Origin of the sequence: Alcanivorax sp. 24, assembly GCF_004360225.1 — a bacterium.
GTDB lineage: Bacteria > Pseudomonadota > Gammaproteobacteria > Pseudomonadales > Alcanivoracaceae > Alloalcanivorax > Alloalcanivorax xiamenensis.
This window is the reverse complement of the sequence record NZ_SNUA01000022.1, coordinates 1-16,230: the sequence shown is the minus strand read 5'-3', so window position 1 is coordinate 16,230 and position 16,230 is coordinate 1. Positions and strand designations below refer to the sequence as shown.

Below are 16,230 nucleotides of genomic sequence, written 5' to 3'. Positions count from 1 at the left end.
GGCGTTGGCTTGGCGGAATCGCACACGCCGGATTGATCGTTACGATAGCTTCACCTGTACCCATCAAAAAGGTACAGTTACGGCAAACAGTCCTCCCAACCCGCCACAACCACAACGGAACTCCCCGTGGCCCTTCCCCTGCATCGCCAAACGCTGGCCCAACGGGTCGCCGCCAACATCGCCGAACAGATCGCCGAAGGCGCGCTGCGCCAGGGTGACAAGTTGCCCTCCCTGCGCGAATACACGCGCCTGCATGGTCATTCCAAGAACACCGTGATCACCGCCTACGAGTACCTCGCCGCGGAGGGGCTCATCGAGGCACGGCACGGCAAGGGCTTTTTCGTCTGCGCGCCGCCGGAGAACAATGACGACACCGGCCCCGAACCACCCCCGTATGCCCGCGCTCTGGACACGATCTGGATGATGCGTCAGCAATTCGTGCGCGAGCCCGGGCATTCCCATTTGGGCGAAGGGTTTCCGCCAGTGGAGTGGTTGATGGATATGCGGCTGGACAAGTTCAGCCGCCAGGTGGTGCGCAGCGGCGTGGCCACGCTATTCCGCTATGGTGACCGGCTGGGCAATATCAATTTGCGACAACAACTGGTCAGAAAGCTGGCCGGCTACGGCATCAGCACCACCACCGCACAGATCGCCACCACTTTCGGCGCCAACCATGGCATGGATCTGGTAATCCGGCGGTTCGTCAAACCCGGAGACCCGGTGTTGGTGGAAAGCCCGGGGTACTATCCGCTGTTCGGCAAGCTGCAACTTCAGGGGGCCCGCATGCTGCCGGTTACCCGGCAGGTGGACGGACCGGACACCGAACAGCTCGCCCGGCTCCTGGCCCGTGAAAAGCCGCGCTTGTTCTTCATGCAGTCGGTCGGCCACAACCCCACCGGCACCGACCTTTCCACTACCAAGGCGGAACGAATTCTGGCGCTGGCCCGACGCCATAATCTGATCGTTGTGGAAAACGACGCCATGGCGGACTTCAAACTCAGTTCCTGCACAAAACTGTCCGCCTTGGATCAACTCCAACGCACTCTTTATGTCGGCAGCTTCTCCAAACCGGTTTCAGCGGCACTGAGAGTCGGTTTCGTCGCCGGCGAGGAAGGGCTGATCAGTGAACTGGCGGACGTAAAGATGCTGTTGCACACCAGCGGCGCCGAGTATTCGGAGAGACTGGTCAATATTATTCTGCGCGAAGGTCACTATCTTCGGCATCTGGCGCGTTTACAGAAACGACTCCGGGAAGCCACGGAACGGGGTCTGGCGGTACTGGATGAGCTCGGTGCCGAGGTGTTCCACCGCCCCGACCAGAGCCTCTATGTCTGGGCCCGCTTCCCCGGCATCGACGACGCCAATGAACTGACCCGGCGCTGTTTGGACAAAGGAGTGATGCTGGCGCCGGGCTCGATCTTTTCCGTCGACAGGAAAAAGATCGTGCCCTGGACCCGCCTCAACGTCGCCTATCTGGACGACCCGGCGTTTCGCGCCAGCGTGCTTGGTGTTTCCTGCAGGTAACGCCAGCACCACTCGCGCCCGATGACCTGGACGCACGCGGTGGATTGACGCACCAGTTGCTCTCCACCCTCGTCATGGGTTTCCTGATAGCGAACCCAGATATCATCGCCATAGTCGGCAATAACAGCGATATGCTCGATGCTGATGCGCAGACCGGGACGGGCACCCTGACGATCAGTGAACAGTTGCCGAACCTGACCCGGATCCCAGACCTGCCCATTAATCGTGGTCATACGGAAATCACGATGAAAGGCTCCGTACAGTTTTTTTAAAGCATTGGATGACTCTTTCCTTTGAAAGACCTCGGCGATCCATTCATGCAGTTCCAGGACGCTTTCCTTGGCGATGGCTGACTTGGTAACGGTCACGATTCTCTCTCCAATAAAGGGGGATTCAGGGAAGGCAGCACGCTGAACGCACTCAGGCACAGCACGGTGGCGAACAGGAAGGTCACAGGGTACGGCGACACGGCCGGAAACCAGCGCTTGGCAAGGGCAAACACCAGTGCCATCACCGCCACACCGAGACTGAATGCGATCTGCCGATTCAGGTTCCAGATCACGCTGCCCTGTTCCAGATCGCGGCCTTTGAAATCCAGTAGCGCTATTGTCTGCGCCGTATTCGCACTCAATCCGCCCCCGATCCCCATCATGGTGTAGGCCGCCATCAACAGAGGAATCTGACCGGCCGCATGCACGCCGACCAGGCATAGAATGCCCAGGCTGTGCAGAGTGACACCAAACGCCAGCAGGGCGCGTGCGCCAACGCTGCCGTAGGCTCGTTGCCCCGCGACCATGGCCACCATGGCACCCGCCGCATAGAACAACATGAATTGCCCCGTGGACTGAGCGCTAAACCCAAGCACGGTTTGAAAGTAGAAAATCGCCGTCAGATTAACGCCCGTGAACACACCGGGCACCGCGTGGTAAACAAGCATGGCCGCGGCCAGCCTGCGGTTGCCCATCAGACCAATATCAACAATAGGGTGGCGTGTTGTCTTCTGGTGCAACCCGTAAGCGGTACCGCAAATCAGAGCCGCAACCAGCCCGGCAATGACATCGATACCGCCCCCCCGGTCCGCGTACAAAGAAAGAGCAATCAGCACACTGGCCAAAACCAGGCCGATCAGTATCAGCCCCTTCAAATCGGGCTTTGTCGCCGACGTGCCCCGTCCTTTCTCGACCCAGAACCAGGCCAGGGCCGCGGTCAGTAAAGAGAACGGCACGTTGGCGAAAAACACCCAACGCCATGAACCGTGATCAACGATGATCCCTCCCAGAGTGGGTGAGAATGCCGGTGCGATCAGCGCCGTCGCCATGATGACGGTCGACACCCGGCCACGCTGGGCTCCGGGAAACAGATTAAAGACCAGAGCCTGCCCCACGGGAATCAGCAAGCCGCCACCCAGGCCTTGTATAAACCGCCAGACAATGAGCCCGGCAAAGCTATTGGCGTTTCCGCATGCCAAGACCGCGACGGAAAACAACAGCATGGATAATGCCAACAGCCGGCGCGCTCCCAGCCAGCCGGACAACCAGCTGCTGATCGGCATCACCACGACCAGACCGAGAATATAGGCATTGCCAACCCAACCGACCAGGGACGGCCCGACCGCCAGGGATTGCGCCACGTCCGGCAGCGCGATAGCCGACATGAAAATATTGATGCAATCAAGAAAAAAACCCAGCAGAAAAACAATGGTGACTCGCCAACGATAGTCCATGAATGTCTCCAAATCGGCGACATCCTAGGCCCGGGGCACAGCAGCGTCGATGCAATCAAATCAATATCATTGTTTAATATAATCAAACAATCCGGAATCCCATGAAAACGGACTTACGCAAGCTGCAGATATTCCTTCAGGTGGTGGAGGCTGGCTCTTTTACCAAGGCAGCGACTCAGCTGGACCTGGGACGCTCCATGGTAAGCCTGGCGATAAAACAGCTAGAGACTCAACTGCGAACCACCTTGCTGGTGCGCAGTACCCGCCGCATGGCACTCACTGAAAAAGGAAGACAGGTTTACCAGGATTTCAAGGCCATCCAACATCAAATTGATCAGGCCCTCGAACGGGCCAGCCCCGGCCCCGCGGCATTACACGGCACCTTGCGTATCGCCGCGACGCACGATTTCGGGCGCCTTCTTCTGCTTCCCTTGCTGGGACGTTTCTGTCAGCAATACCCGGCTCTCAACGTCGACTGCCAGTTGGACGCCTCACCGCGGAATCTGATCAGCGAGCATCTGGATGTGGCGGTACGCCTTGGCCATTTACCAGATAGCGGCATGAAGAGCCGGAAGATCGGCGAGTACGATATTCTGATGGTCGCCACACCGGATTGTGTTGCCACCCATCGTCTCAACAAAGCCGGCAACCTTGATCAGGCGCCCTGGATCGGGCATAGCAACCTGCGTCATCAGACCACCTGGACGTTGCATCACAAGAACGGTCGACGCATCAATATCACCCCGGGAAATATTCGCCACGCCTCGAACTCGGCCAGCGCGATCCGGGAAATGGCGCTTATGTCCCTCGGAATCGCCATTTGTCCGCAATGGCTGGTCAAGGACGACTTGGTGGCGGGCCGTCTGGTCACACTGCTTCCCAGTTACCGCTTACCCCGGCAACCGATTCAGTTGCTGTTTCCAAACCATGCGTTCATGCCCGAGAAAACCCGCGCTTTTATCGACTTTGTGAGCGAGCATCTGAAGTGGTGACCCCCAACTCGGGAGGCGATTAGCCCAGCGCCACCGCCAGCACCGCGAAGGTATCGCCCATGGCGACCCTGGCGGGATGGCGGCGGCCGATCAGGATCCCGCTTACCGGCGCCCTGTATTCCACCGGCGCGGCGCCAGTGCGCTCCATGCTGTAGACCCTGGCGATCACGTCACCGGCACGGATTTGGTCCCCGAGACCGACACAGAACTCCAACACACCCGCATGTTCGCTCCGCAGGTAATGATCGTTATCGGGGATCTCCAGCATTCTGGTGGCGGGCACCGGCGGGATCGGTTCTCCAGCCAGGACACCGGCGTGACGGAGAACGTTCTCGACCCCCCGCTCCGCCAGCGCCACGCTTTCCGGCGTGGACGTGCCGCCGCCGCGCAGTTCGGTGCTGATGAAGACCTTGCCCTGATTCTCGACCACGGTGTCGAACAGCGCCGTGCCCTCCAACTCCGACATCAATAGTGTGTGGGGCGCACCGAAGGCCAGAGCGCCGGCCAGGCAGCGACGGGCCAGATCCTGATCCGGCAGACGGTGGGTGGCGGCGAACGGCAGCAGATCCAGCGTGCGGCCACCGGAATGGATGTCCAGCACCACATCACTCAACGGCACCAGATACCGCGTGAAGTAATCGGCGATGCGCTCGGTGAGCGTGCCGACAGGATCGCCAGGAAAGGCGCGATTGAGATTACCTTTGTCGATGGGGGAGGTGCGGGTGCCATTCAGCGCCGCCGGGTGGTTCATCATCGGCACGATGATGACGCGGCCACGGATGTCCCCGGCCCGCAGCCGGTTGGCCAGTTTGATCAGGGCGGTGATCCCCTCGTACTCGTCTCCGTGATTGCCTCCGGTGAGCAGTACCGTCGGCCCCGCGCCGTTACGCACCACGGCGACCGGAATCATCAGACTGCCCCAGGCGGAATCGTCATGGGAGTGCGGCAGCTTGAGAAATCCATGCTGCACGCCATCCCGGTGGTAATCCACGGTGGCACTGATCGGGCTTTCTGGCAGATCCGGCATAGCCACTCCCCATCCGGGGCGCCCATGACGGGCCACCGGCTTTGCTCCTATAATGCCCGTTTTCGCGGCCAGTCCGGCAGAGTTTTCGCTGCCTCGCTCCCGTCCGCGTCACGAGAAACAGGAATATACGTTATGGCCGACATTGGCACCCTGTACATCGTTTCCGCGCCCTCCGGGGCCGGCAAGACCTCCCTGATGGCTGCGCTGGTGGAAAAACTGCCGCGTCTGCGGATTTCCATTTCCCATACCACCCGGGACCGGCGCGACGGCGAAACCGATGGCCTGAACTACCATTTCACCAGCCGCGAATCGTTCGTGAGACTGGTGGAACAGGGCCGGTTCCTGGAGCATGCGGACGTGTTCGGCAATCTCTACGGCACCAGCGCCGACTGGGTTGCCGACACCCTGAGGGACGGCGAGGACGTGATACTGGAGATCGACTGGCAAGGCGCCGCCCAGGTCCGCCGGCAAATGCCCGAGGCGGTCAGCATCTTCATTCTGCCGCCGTGCCTGAAAACCCTGGAGCAGCGCCTCCGCAGCCGCGCCTCCGATGACGACGGGGTGATCCGCAAGCGCCTGGCCGGAGCCCGGGAAGAGATGAGCCACTACGGCGAATTCGACTACCTGGTGGTCAACGATAACTTCGAACGCGCCCTGCATGAGCTGGCCGCCATCGTCGAGGCCCGCCGGCTGACCACCCATCGCCAGGCGGTGCGCCAGGCGGCGGTACTGGCGGACTTGTTGTCCGATGGCGAAACCCGGTAAAATCCCCGCCCTTATGTCTGGTCGATGATGACCAACCGGAGGAGAACACCGTGGCCCGTGTAACCGTAGAAGATTGCCTGGAACAGCTGGACAACCGCTTTGAGCTGGTACTGGTATCCAGCCGGCGCGCGCGCCAGCTGCAGACCGGCGGCAAAGAGCCGCGGGTAGCCTGGGAGAACGACAAGCCCACCGTGGTGGCGCTGCGTGAGATCGCCGAAGGGCATGTGACCAGCGAAAGCCTGGATGCCGCCGCCCTGGAGCATGACAGCGAAGTCGATGATCTGGCGCTGTTGACCCGCTCCTTCGGCGAATAAGCAAAATCGTGGTCCCGGCCTTTGCACGGGCCGGACCGCGAAACCGCTGTGGGAAGCGGCCTTGGCCGCGAATGCCCCCTCGGCCGTTAGCCCTTCGCTTGCAAGCAAGCTCCCACAGCGGCTTCGCGGCCAACGCCGAGCCCGGCAACCCGTGGCGATCCCCCTCTATCTCCGCCCATTTTCCCACCAACGCGCATAGCTTTGGCCTATCACGGCAAAAAACGTTGCCTTTTCAATGACTCACGGCAATAACGTAGACAAATTGTCGCGGCAAACCTTAAGCTAGGACTGTATACCGCATACCGCGATGATCAGCGCGGATGCATGAAGCGTCCTTTGCATACATGGATTCGCCCTGGCGGCGTGATGAGAGCCCTTGTCCACCATCCATAACCTGGAAAAACGTTTGCGCAGCTACCTGACGGACGAGCAGATCGCCCCGGTGGTGCGCGCCTACTATTTCGCCGAGACCGCTCACGAGGGCCAGTATCGACGGACCGGGGACCCGTACATCACGCACCCCCTGGCGGTAGCCAACATTCTCACCGATATGCATATGGACCATGCCTCGCTGATGGCGGCCATGCTGCACGACGTGATCGAGGATACCGGCGTCTCCAAGGAACAACTGGCGGCGGAGTTCAGTGAGGAAGTGGCGGAGCTGGTCGACGGTGTCTCCAAAATCGCCCAGATCAAGTTCGAGTCCAAGGCGGAGCAGCAGGCGGAAAATCTGCGCAAGATGATCCTGGCGATGACGCGGGACATCCGCGTGATCCTGGTGAAGCTCGCTGATCGCCTGCACAACATGCGCACGCTGCATGTGATGAATCCCGACAAGCGGCGCCGTATCGCCACCGAAACCCTGGAAATCTACGCACCGATCGCCTTCCGCCTGGGCATGTACAACATGCGAGTGGAGTATGAGGATCTGGCCTTCCATGCCATCCATCCGATGCGGGCCAGATTGATCGGCCAGGCGGTGCGCTCCGCCCGGGGCAACCGCAAGGAAATCCTCTCCTCGATCAAGACCAGCATCGAACACTGCCTCAAGCAGGAAGGCATTGAAGCCCGGGTGCTGGGGCGCGAGAAACACCTATACAGCATTTACAACAAGATGAAGGAGCAGCACAAACCGTTCTCGGAAATCATGGACGTGTTTGGCTTCCGCATCATCGTCGACCGCGTGGACACCTGCTATCGGGCGCTCGGCGCGGTGCACAATTATTTCATTCCGATTCCGGGCCGGTTCAAGGACTATGTGGCCATCCCCAAGGCCAACGGCTACCAATCCCTGCATACCACCCTGAAGGCCCACTCCGGGATTCCGCTGGAAATCCAGATCCGCACCGAGGAAATGGAAGCGATGGCCAACAACGGCATCGCCGCCCATTGGCTGTACAAGACCGAGGAGAAGCCCGGCTCCCCGACACACACCCGGGCACAGTCCTGGATGCAGCGGCTGCTGGAGATGCAGCAAAAGGCCGGCAACTCGATGGAGTTCATCGAAAACGTCAAAGTCGACCTGTTCCCCGACGAAGCCTACGTGTTCACTCCCAAAGGCGACATCAAGGAGCTTCCCGCCGGCGCCACCCCGGTGGACTTCGCCTACGCGGTACACACCAAGGTGGGCAACCGTTGCGTGGCGGCCCGGGTGGACGGCAAGCTGGCGGCGCTGTCCACGCCGCTGGAGTCGGGGCAAACGGTGAAGATCATCACCGCTCCCAACGCCACCCCCAATCCAGCCTGGCTCAACTTTGTCGTCACCGGCAAGGCCCGCTCCAATATTCGCCACTTCCTCAAGCAGCAGCGCCGGGAAGACGCCCGCGAACTGGGGCAAAGACTGCTGGACAAGGCCCTGGCGGCCTACGAAAGCAGCCTGGAGCATCTGCCGGAAACGGTGATCCGCGCCGAGCTGGATAGCAACGATCAACACAGCCTGGACGAGTTGCTGGAAGACATTGGCATGGGCAACCGGCTGGCACCGCTGGTGGCCCGCAAGATGATGGGCAACCACGGTGAGGCCCGGCAGGAAGAGGACGACCGGCGGCCGCTGGCGATCCGCGGCAGCGAAGGCCTGATGGTGACCTACGCCAAATGCTGCTACCCGCTGCCCGGCGATACCATTCTGGGCCATCTCAGCGCGGGACGCGGCATCGTGGTACACCGCGACACCTGCAAGAATCTGCTGGCGGAGATGCGCAACGCGCCGGAAAAATGCATCGCTCTGAGCTGGGAGCGGGAAGCGGAGCAGGAATTCACCGCCGGCCTGCGTATCGAACTGGTCAACAAACGCGGCGTGCTCGCCACTCTGGCCAACAGCGTCACCGAGCTGGGTTCCAACATCGATACCATCGACATGTCCGACAAGGACCCCACGCTATCCCTTCTCAATGTCACCCTCACGGTGAAGGACCGCATCCATCTGGCGCGCATCATCAAACGCCTGCGGGTACTGGATAACATCGTTCGCATTCACCGGCTGTGAGGCTCTTCCCCCAGGCCTGACCACGAAGCCACTGTGGGAAGCTTGCTTGCAAGCGAATAAGACACCTGAGTGAGCCCCATTCGCTTGCAAGCAAGCTTCCCACAGTGGCTGCGTAGCCATCTCTGGATTCAATGCGGAAAACCTTTCACCCGCAGCACTTCTTATGCTTTTTGCCGCTGCCACAGGGACACGGGTCGTTCCGGCCGGGTTTAAGCGGCCGGACTTCGTGTTCTCCGTCCAGGTAGAGCCAATGACCGTCTTCACGCAGAAACCGCGAGCGCTCTTCCAGCACGGCGAAGCCAGCGCCCTCACGGCAGGTGGCGCGAAAACGCACCCGGCCCTCATCCCCGTTTTGCTCGCTGCTTACCACCTCCAGGCCGAGCCATTGATCGCCCTCTTCCAGCGTCAGGGATTCAGGCCGGGTGGACGGGTGCCAGGAGGCCTTTACGTAGGCCCCATCGTTGAGGACAAAAGCACTGTAGCGGGAACGCATCAGCGCTTCGGGCGTGGGCGCCGGAGCCCCCCGGTGCAGGGGCTGGCAGCATTGCTCGTAATCAAGGCCGGACTGGCAGGGGCACAAAGGCATGGCAAGGTGGATCAAAACAGCGGCTTTGGTGAGCGCCATTATAAGGGATGCGCCTCACCAGTGGGCCACGGTTATCCCGCAATTCGCAGCGAAACGGACCACGAAGCCGCCGCAGGAGCCTGGTCCAGGCGGCGGGCCGGCGACACCGCGGTCTATTGCGCCTCCTGGCCTCGCATGCCAGCATAGCTTCTTTGTTCCGCGTCACCGGGTTATCGGGGCGCCGTCATTCACACGCAAGTATCGAATTACCATGTCCAATCGTTCCGTAATCAATACCGACCAGGCGCCGGCGGCTATCGGCACCTATTCCCAGGCCATCAAGGCCGGTTCCACGGTGTACCTGTCCGGCCAGATTCCGCTGGACCCCGCCACCATGACGTTGGTGGAAGGCGACATGGAAGCCCAGATCCGCCGCGTGTTCGACAATCTGGCGGCGGTCTGCCAGGCCGCTGGTGGCGGTCTGCAGGACATCGTCAAACTCAACATTTTCCTCACCGACCTCAGCCATTTCGCTTTGGTCAATGAAGTGATGGCCAGTTACTTCCAGCAACCCTATCCCGCCCGCGCCGCCATCGGCGTGGCCGCCCTGCCGAAAGGCGCCGGGGTGGAAATGGACGGCATCATGGATATCGCCTGACCGATTTAATGGCAATATCCTTGCACCGCTTTTAGTCAGGGGCATCCCATGGGGTGCCCTTTTTTCGTTCCTCTGCACCGGCTTATCGCCGCGCTTGCTTCTCTCCAGCCGCTCCTCATCTCACCGGAAAGCAACCCCTTCGGTTTTTCCGAAAACAGAATCCACTTTTAAAACAGAACCTTACCTACTCTCCGGTTTGTTTTCCCCTGACACCATCCAGGAAATGGCATCTCTATTGCCTTATTCGCCCGGTCCTTCTTGGACGCTTGCCGATATCAGTTAAAGGGGAAAAACATCATGAGCATCAATATACCGCCCGTGTCAGCCAAGGGCGCGGGCGCCTTTTATCTTTTTATCTCTCTGCTTCTCAGCGGTTGTGGTGGCGGCAACTCCTCCGACAACGCGCCACCGGTCGCCAAGACCGAACCGGACCCGATCACCAACACGGTGGCCGCCGATGCCGCCGCCACTGGCGACTATGGCGTTTCGGAGAACGAATACCAGTTCGGCCGAATGACCGTCGTCGACAACAAGAACGGCGACAGCTACGAAACCGACATTCACGGCTATATCCAGTACCCCGAGAACGAAGCCGGCCCCTTCCCGGTGGTGCTGTTCCTGCATGGCCGCCATGGCACCTGTTACGACGGTCGCGGCATCGACGATGACGACTGCGAAAACCCGATCCCCAGCTATCGGGGTTACCAGTACATTTCAGAGAATCTGGCCAGCCACGGCTATGCCGTCATCTCCGTGGACGCCAACGACATCAACGACCATGACAGCGGCCCGAGCAACGGCGACACCGGTGCCCTGGCGCGAGCCATGCTGGTGGTCCGCCATCTGGATGAGTTTCGTGCCATCAACCAGGCCGGCGGTAACGGTCTGGACGACCTGATGGGCAAGCTGGATATGAGCCGGATCGGCATCATGGGGCACTCCCGGGGCGGCGAAGGGGTCAACCAGACCGTGCTGTACAACCGCGCTCAACCCGAGCCTCACAACATCACGGCGGTGTTCGCCCTGGCTCCCACCGACTACAACACCCAGACCGTCAGCAACGTTAACTTTCTGTCCCTGGCCGGGTACTGCGATGGTGACGTGGAAGACCTTATGGGCAACTTCGCCTATGACACCAGCCGCTACGCCGTGGACAACGACCCCTACGCCAAATTCCAGCTGATTCCGATGGGCGCCAACCATAATTACTACAACACCGTCTGGACCACCGATACCCGCCCGGATGACTGGACCATTCTGGACAGCGACGGCGATGACCCCTGGTGCGGCGAGAACGCCGCCGGCAACGGCCGCGATACACCGGAAATGCAGCAGGCCCACGGATTGTTTTTCATCGCTTCCTTCTTCCGCTACTTCATCGGCGGCGAGGACGAATTCGGCGCCTACTGGAATGGTCGGACACCGGTGCCGGAAACGCTTTGCCCGGCCGGAGAGACCTCCTGCGATGACCGCTTCCTGCTCAGCGTGCACGCACCCGCCGCGCAACGGCTGGTGATTGACGACACGCTGGATCCCGCCAGCCTGACCACCAACAACCTTGGCGGCGCGGTGCGGTTCGACGGCTTCTCCAATTTCGGCATCTGCCAGACCAACGGCCGCCCCGGCGAAGGCTGCGACGTGGCCACGCCAACCTTCAACATCGCCGAACAGCTGTTCATGGTCTGGGATACCGCCGCCACCTATCGCTCCGAGTTGCTGAGCACTGACGCCACCGGTTATCAGGTGCTGTCGGTGCGTGTCGGCATCTCCCACGGTGATACCGACAATATCGACGGCCAGGACTTCCAGGTGGTGCTTGAGGACATGGACGGCAATCGTGCCGCAGTGGTCGCCAGCGATTACGGCAACGGCCTGTTCTACCCGCCGGGGCACACCTTCTACGACGATGCCAATCACGGCTCGCAAAAAACCACTCTGAACGCCGTCGACATCCCGTTGACCGCCTTCGAAGGTGTGGACTTCACCCACCTCAACGCGGTGGAGCTGGTGTTCGACCAAACCGCCGCCGGCACGGTTCAGATCACCGATCTGGCGATGCAACGCGTGGATTTCCAGCCTTAAAACCGGTTCGCGAAGGGGGGCTCTCAGACGCCCCCTTCACGTCGATCCCGAGCCACCGTTTGTGATTCGGCGACGGGTTGCGATTCAGATCCCACCTCTTCCCTTTCACAGGTTGACGCCACTGTAACCGCCTCTCATATTGAGTGCGTTTCGTTTTATAGAAAGACTATTCCGCAGAGCGAAACATCATAAAAAATTATTTATATAACACCAATAAAGACAGGGAGACATCAGATGGACTCGCATTTCGTTATATCTCTTAAACCTCTGGCCATAGGCTTGCTCGCCGCTGGCCTCATCGCCTGCGGCAGTGACAGTGACCGGAATCCACCCCCCACCGATCCCAGCCGCGCTCAGGATGAGCGCACCTTCACGATAGACGAGACCAGCCTGCCGTTCGAAGTCCAGGAAGGTCATCAGAACGCCAGTCGCTGGTGGGGTGTAAGGCCCAGCGGCGCCGGTTATCGAATGGAAGTGCCGGAAAACTGGAACGGCAAACTGGTGATGTACGCTCACGGTTATCGTGGCGAGGGCGAGACCCTGACCGTGTCCAACCCGAGCCTGCGGGCCTGGTTCCTGGACAACGGCTACGCCTGGGCGGCCTCCAGCTACTCCACCAACTACTATGACGTTCGCACCGGCGTGGAGGACACCAACGAACTGGCTCTGGCCTTCAACGAGATAGCCAGTGCCAACAGCCGCGATCTGGATCCTCCGAGCAAGATCTATATCACCGGCCATTCCATGGGCGGCCATGTCACCGCCGCCGCCATCGAGCAGGAAACCTACGACACCGCCAACAACGTCGTGCACTACGACGGCGCCGTACCCATGTGCGGCGTGGTGGCGGACACGCTTGAGTTCAATTATCTGGCCTGGTTCACCATGGCCGCTCAGCATCTGGCGCATACCGCGGACAACAGCGTGCCACCGCTGGAAGGCATGCCGGCCACCAATTTCGATGTGGATGCCATCAATGCCGTGCTGTGGGACGAGGTTCCCACTCCCGCCACCCTGGGCACACCCTCGGAGGAAGGCGAGAAAATGATGGCGCTCTCCCGCCATCTGTCCGGCGGCGAACGGCCCATCGCGGACATTGGTTTCCGCACTTACTATTGGGGTGTGGTGATGGGCACCGGCGGACGCGACGGCACCGTCAACGGCATCCTCGCCGACAATCTCACCGGCAATGCCGGCGTCACCTATCAGTTTGATAACGACCCCGCTCTCACCGCCGAGGAACAGGCCTTCAACGACACCATCCTGAGAGTGGAGGAGAACCCTGCGGCCAATGGCCTGCGCAGTGACGGTCTGCGCTGGATTCCGGTGGTCAACGGCGAATTCACCATTCCGGTGGTAAGCCTGCAGGGCCTGGGGGATTTGTACGTGCCGTTCCGCCATGCCCAAATCTACCGCGAGCGTGCCACGGCCAACGGCAGCGATACCTGGCTGGTGCAGCGGGCACTGCGATCTCCGGGGCATTGTGATTTCACCCAGGAAGAACAGGAAGCGGCCTTCGCCGACATGATCGACTGGGAACAAAACTCGGTGAAGCCGACGGGGGATGAGATTCTCGACCCGGCCACGGTGGCCAGTCCCAACTACGGGTGTCAGTTCACCAGCGAGGACCGGCCTGGCCTGCCCACCTGCTCTTGATTGAACTGGAAGAGTAATCGCGGTCTGTGAGCGGGTGGTGTGCCACCGTTCGCAGACACGCTTACACGCAACACGCTGGCACGCTATTCGCTGCTAAAGCAGCTCCCACAGCGACCCTGTAGCCCTCTTGTGGGAAGCGGGCTTAGCGTGCCAGCGGTCCACGGCCGCGATCTCTAGAGCCCCAGTTCCGAATCCAGCACCGCCTCGAACCCTTCCGGCAGCACGTCGGCCCAGGCGCGCAGCCCTTCGCGCAGCTCTTCCAGGGTGTCGGCCACCAGATTGGCGTGCCCCAGCTTGCGCCCTGGGCGCACGGATTTGCCGTACCAATGCACCACCCCCGGATGTTGCAGCCAGGCCTGGTCAAACGGCGTGCCGATCAGGTTCACCATGGCGGCAGGGCCGTGCACGTTCACCGCGTGTAATGGCACCCCGGCAAGGGCATGCACGTGCAGGTCGAACTGCGACCAGTCGGCGCCTTCATGGGTCCAGTGGCCGGAATTGTGCACGCGCGGTGCGATCTCGTTGACCACCAGTTGGCCGTCTTCCTCGAAGAACTCCACCGCCATCACGCCGGCATAATCCAGCTCTTCCATGATGCCCTTGAGCATGGCTTCGGCGGGTTGCTGCAAGGTCTCACAGGCACGGGCAGGTGCCAGGCTCAAGCGCAGAATGCCATCCACGTGCCAGTTGCGGGTCAACGGGTAAAACAGTGTATCGCCCTGCAAATTGCGCGCTCCGACGATGGAAAGTTCACGCCGGAACGGCACTTTCCGCTCGATGATGGCCTGGCCGGCCAGTTCCGTCACCGGCACCACCGAGGTGTCGTCACCGGCATCCAGAATCCAGGTGCCACGGCCGTCGTAGCCGCCACTGCGCGCTTTCACCACCACACCGCCAAAACGCTGAATGGCGGCGTCCAGATCCTCGGCGCGATCCAGATTCATCCATTCGGCGGTGGGAATGCCGAGTTTGTCGAGCATGGTTTTCTGATCGAAGCGGTCCGGAATGACCTTCAGGGCACCCCGGGCCACACAGCGGTCGCTGCGGGCCAGCTCGGCGGAAAGACCGCTATCGGGAAAGGCTTCCCGTTCCACGGTGATCACCGGATAGCGGTCCAGGCAGGTCTGCAGATCAATGGGTACCGGCAGGTCGGACGTGCCAGGCAGCAACAAGGCCCGCTCCGGATCGTAACGATCCACCACCAGACCCAGCCGGGCCCCGGCTTCCGCCATCATCAGGCCCAATTGGCCTCCACCCAATACCAGTACCCGATTCATCAGCCCTGCCCCAGATCCGCGTTGGCCAGTACCTCATCAGCGCGGGCGGCTTTCCACTCGGCGATGCGCTGGCGCAGCGCGTCATCGTGGCTGCCCAGCATCTGCGCCGCCAGCAGGCCGGCGTTATAGGCCCCGGCGGTACCGATGGCCAGGGTGCCCACCGCCACGCCCTTGGGCATTTGCACGATGGACAGAAGACTGTCGAGACCGGACAGAGCACGGCTCTGCACCGGCACGCCCAGCACCGGCAGCGGCGTCATGGAAGCGATCATGCCCGGCAGATGGGCGGCGCCGCCGGCGCCGGCGATGATAATGCGGTAGCCCTCGTCGGCGGCATTGCGGGAAAATTCGAACAGGCGCTCGGGTGTGCGGTGGGCGGATACCACCTGGGCTTTCCAGCCCACCGCGAATTGGCTAAGGGCGTCACAGGCCTCTTTCATGGTGTCCCAGTCGGACTGGGACCCCATTACAACAGCTACGGGTACGGTCATCATTTCACTCCCATGTGCCGGCGGTCATCGGCCGGCCATTGTGGAGCCCGCTCCCGGCGTGACCGTGCCTGGGCTCCGATTAGAGGGACGCCAGCCCACCCTGAATGGCTTACCCGACGTCCCATGGACCCGCTTTCGGGCCCGGAAGGCGCACACTCTACTGATTCCGCGGCGGCGCGCAAGAACCGGCGCCATGCGGGAGGCCATTCTACACCGTGAACCGGGCTTCACGGAGAGATCCAACAGAGATTGCCGCGAAGTCAGGTAGCTTGCCTGCAAGCTGGCTGCCACAGTTAGCGCTACGAAGTCGCGGTGGGAAGCTTGCTTGCAAGCGAATTGACTCCCGTTGCCCATGATTCGCTGCCAAGGCAGCTTCCCACAGCGACTTTGTAGTGATGACCCCTGGATTAGAGATCCAACAGAGATTGCCGCGAAGCCGGGTAGCTTGCCTGCAAGCTGGCTGCCACAGTTAGCGCTACGAAGTCGCGGTGGGAAGCTTGCTTGCAAGCGAATTGACTCCCGTTGCCCAAGACTCGCTGCCAAGGCAGCTTGTATGTTGGCGTGGCAAGTCGATAGTAGGCAGAGAGACTTGTCGGGGTGGCGGGACCTAGGCAGCTTCTGACCCCTTCGGGTACAGACCGTGGGAGAAATGACCCCACCCCGCACCTACA

14 protein-coding genes are annotated in these 16,230 nt (G+C 61.1%); 8 read left to right on the top strand and 6 right to left on the bottom strand.

Annotation, left to right across the window (positions count from 1 at the left end; genetic code table 11):
• Positions 1 to 126 precede the first annotated feature (126 nt).
• Positions 127 to 1,524: a PLP-dependent aminotransferase family protein gene (locus E0L37_RS19965; protein WP_205655661.1), complete on the top strand. Its 1,398-nt coding sequence runs from the start codon at positions 127 to 129 to the stop codon at positions 1,522 to 1,524.
• Here E0L37_RS19965 and E0L37_RS19960 read toward each other — a convergent pair.
• On the bottom strand, positions 1,470 to 1,892 hold the full coding sequence (locus E0L37_RS19960) for a hypothetical protein (RefSeq protein ID WP_133493404.1): 423 nt from the start codon (positions 1,890 to 1,892) through the stop codon (positions 1,470 to 1,472). The genes E0L37_RS19965 and E0L37_RS19960 overlap by 55 nt on opposite strands.
• Positions 1,889 to 3,247, bottom strand: a complete 1,359-nt coding sequence (locus E0L37_RS19955) for an MFS transporter (protein ID WP_133493403.1) — start codon at positions 3,245 to 3,247, stop codon at positions 1,889 to 1,891. The genes E0L37_RS19960 and E0L37_RS19955 overlap by 4 nt, the downstream gene beginning before the upstream one ends.
• Positions 3,248 to 3,348: 101 nt before the next feature.
• Between E0L37_RS19955 and E0L37_RS19950 the strand changes: the two genes are divergently transcribed.
• A complete protein-coding gene (locus tag E0L37_RS19950; RefSeq protein WP_133493402.1) occupies positions 3,349 to 4,239 on the top strand; it encodes a LysR family transcriptional regulator in 891 nt (296 codons plus the stop codon).
• Positions 4,240 to 4,258: 19 nt separating this feature from the next.
• Here the strand turns inward: E0L37_RS19950 and doeB are convergent, their stop codons facing one another.
• On the bottom strand, positions 4,259 to 5,266 hold the full coding sequence (gene doeB / locus E0L37_RS19945) for a N(2)-acetyl-L-2,4-diaminobutanoate deacetylase DoeB (protein ID WP_166643107.1): 1,008 nt from the start codon (positions 5,264 to 5,266) through the stop codon (positions 4,259 to 4,261).
• A 132-nt stretch (positions 5,267 to 5,398) separates the two neighbouring features.
• Here doeB and gmk point away from each other — a divergent pair, with 132 nt between their 5' ends.
• The 3 genes from gmk to spoT all read left to right on the top strand — a co-directional run bounded on the left by gmk (position 5,399) and on the right by spoT (position 8,830).
• The gene (gene gmk, locus E0L37_RS19940; RefSeq protein WP_133493401.1) at positions 5,399 to 6,031 is read left to right on the top strand and encodes a guanylate kinase; all 633 of its coding nucleotides are present in this window, start codon (positions 5,399 to 5,401) and stop codon (positions 6,029 to 6,031) included.
• Between the two features lie 50 nt (positions 6,032 to 6,081).
• Positions 6,082 to 6,345 (top strand): DNA-directed RNA polymerase subunit omega, encoded by a 264-nt coding sequence (gene rpoZ / locus E0L37_RS19935; protein WP_133493400.1) that lies wholly within the window; start codon positions 6,082 to 6,084, stop codon positions 6,343 to 6,345.
• Between the two features lie 376 nt (positions 6,346 to 6,721).
• Complete coding sequence (gene spoT, locus E0L37_RS19930) at positions 6,722 to 8,830, top strand: bifunctional GTP diphosphokinase/guanosine-3',5'-bis pyrophosphate 3'-pyrophosphohydrolase (protein ID WP_133493399.1); 2,109 nt, start codon at positions 6,722 to 6,724, stop codon at positions 8,828 to 8,830.
• Positions 8,831 to 8,975: 145 nt separating this feature from the next.
• On the opposite strand, the gene E0L37_RS19925 is transcribed toward spoT, so the two are convergent.
• Complete coding sequence (locus tag E0L37_RS19925) at positions 8,976 to 9,455, bottom strand: YchJ family protein (RefSeq protein WP_236564069.1); 480 nt, start codon at positions 9,453 to 9,455, stop codon at positions 8,976 to 8,978.
• 211 nt (positions 9,456 to 9,666) lie between these two features.
• Here E0L37_RS19925 and E0L37_RS19920 point away from each other — a divergent pair, with 211 nt between their 5' ends.
• The 3 genes from E0L37_RS19920 to E0L37_RS19910 all read left to right on the top strand — a co-directional run bounded on the left by E0L37_RS19920 (position 9,667) and on the right by E0L37_RS19910 (position 13,791).
• Positions 9,667 to 10,053, top strand: a complete 387-nt coding sequence (locus E0L37_RS19920; RefSeq protein WP_133493398.1) for a RidA family protein — start codon at positions 9,667 to 9,669, stop codon at positions 10,051 to 10,053.
• A gap of 297 nt (positions 10,054 to 10,350) precedes the next feature.
• Positions 10,351 to 12,135 carry an alpha/beta hydrolase gene (locus tag E0L37_RS19915; RefSeq protein WP_133493397.1) on the top strand — a complete coding sequence of 595 codons (1,785 nt, stop codon included), beginning with the start codon at positions 10,351 to 10,353 and terminating at the stop codon, positions 12,133 to 12,135.
• A gap of 234 nt (positions 12,136 to 12,369) precedes the next feature.
• On the top strand, positions 12,370 to 13,791 hold the full coding sequence (locus E0L37_RS19910) for an alpha/beta hydrolase (protein WP_133493396.1): 1,422 nt from the start codon (positions 12,370 to 12,372) through the stop codon (positions 13,789 to 13,791).
• A 173-nt stretch (positions 13,792 to 13,964) separates the two neighbouring features.
• Here the strand turns inward: E0L37_RS19910 and E0L37_RS19905 are convergent, their stop codons facing one another.
• Together E0L37_RS19905 and purE are read right to left on the bottom strand one after the other, a co-directional pair.
• Complete coding sequence (locus E0L37_RS19905; protein ID WP_133493395.1) at positions 13,965 to 15,068, bottom strand: 5-(carboxyamino)imidazole ribonucleotide synthase; 1,104 nt, start codon at positions 15,066 to 15,068, stop codon at positions 13,965 to 13,967.
• Complete coding sequence (gene purE / locus E0L37_RS19900) at positions 15,068 to 15,559, bottom strand: 5-(carboxyamino)imidazole ribonucleotide mutase (RefSeq protein WP_026948870.1); 492 nt, start codon at positions 15,557 to 15,559, stop codon at positions 15,068 to 15,070. The genes E0L37_RS19905 and purE overlap by 1 nt, the downstream gene beginning before the upstream one ends.
• Between the last annotated feature and the right edge of the window lie 671 nt (positions 15,560 to 16,230).

Coding starts and splice junctions, on each gene's coding strand:
- E0L37_RS19910 (WP_133493396.1), top strand. CDS start 12,370: ATGGACTCGCATTTCGTTATATCTCTTAAACCTCTGGCCATAGGCTTG.
- E0L37_RS19905 (WP_133493395.1), bottom strand. CDS start 15,068: ATGAATCGGGTACTGGTATTGGGTGGAGGCCAATTGGGCCTGATGATG.
- gmk (WP_133493401.1), top strand. CDS start 5,399: ATGGCCGACATTGGCACCCTGTACATCGTTTCCGCGCCCTCCGGGGCC.
- E0L37_RS19950 (WP_133493402.1), top strand. CDS start 3,349: ATGAAAACGGACTTACGCAAGCTGCAGATATTCCTTCAGGTGGTGGAG.
- E0L37_RS19925 (WP_236564069.1), bottom strand. CDS start 9,455: ATGGCGCTCACCAAAGCCGCTGTTTTGATCCACCTTGCCATGCCTTTG.
- E0L37_RS19920 (WP_133493398.1), top strand. CDS start 9,667: ATGTCCAATCGTTCCGTAATCAATACCGACCAGGCGCCGGCGGCTATC.
- purE (WP_026948870.1), bottom strand. CDS start 15,559: ATGACCGTACCCGTAGCTGTTGTAATGGGGTCCCAGTCCGACTGGGAC.
- E0L37_RS19915 (WP_133493397.1), top strand. CDS start 10,351: ATGAGCATCAATATACCGCCCGTGTCAGCCAAGGGCGCGGGCGCCTTT.
- E0L37_RS19955 (WP_133493403.1), bottom strand. CDS start 3,247: ATGGACTATCGTTGGCGAGTCACCATTGTTTTTCTGCTGGGTTTTTTT.
- doeB (WP_166643107.1), bottom strand. CDS start 5,266: ATGCCGGATCTGCCAGAAAGCCCGATCAGTGCCACCGTGGATTACCAC.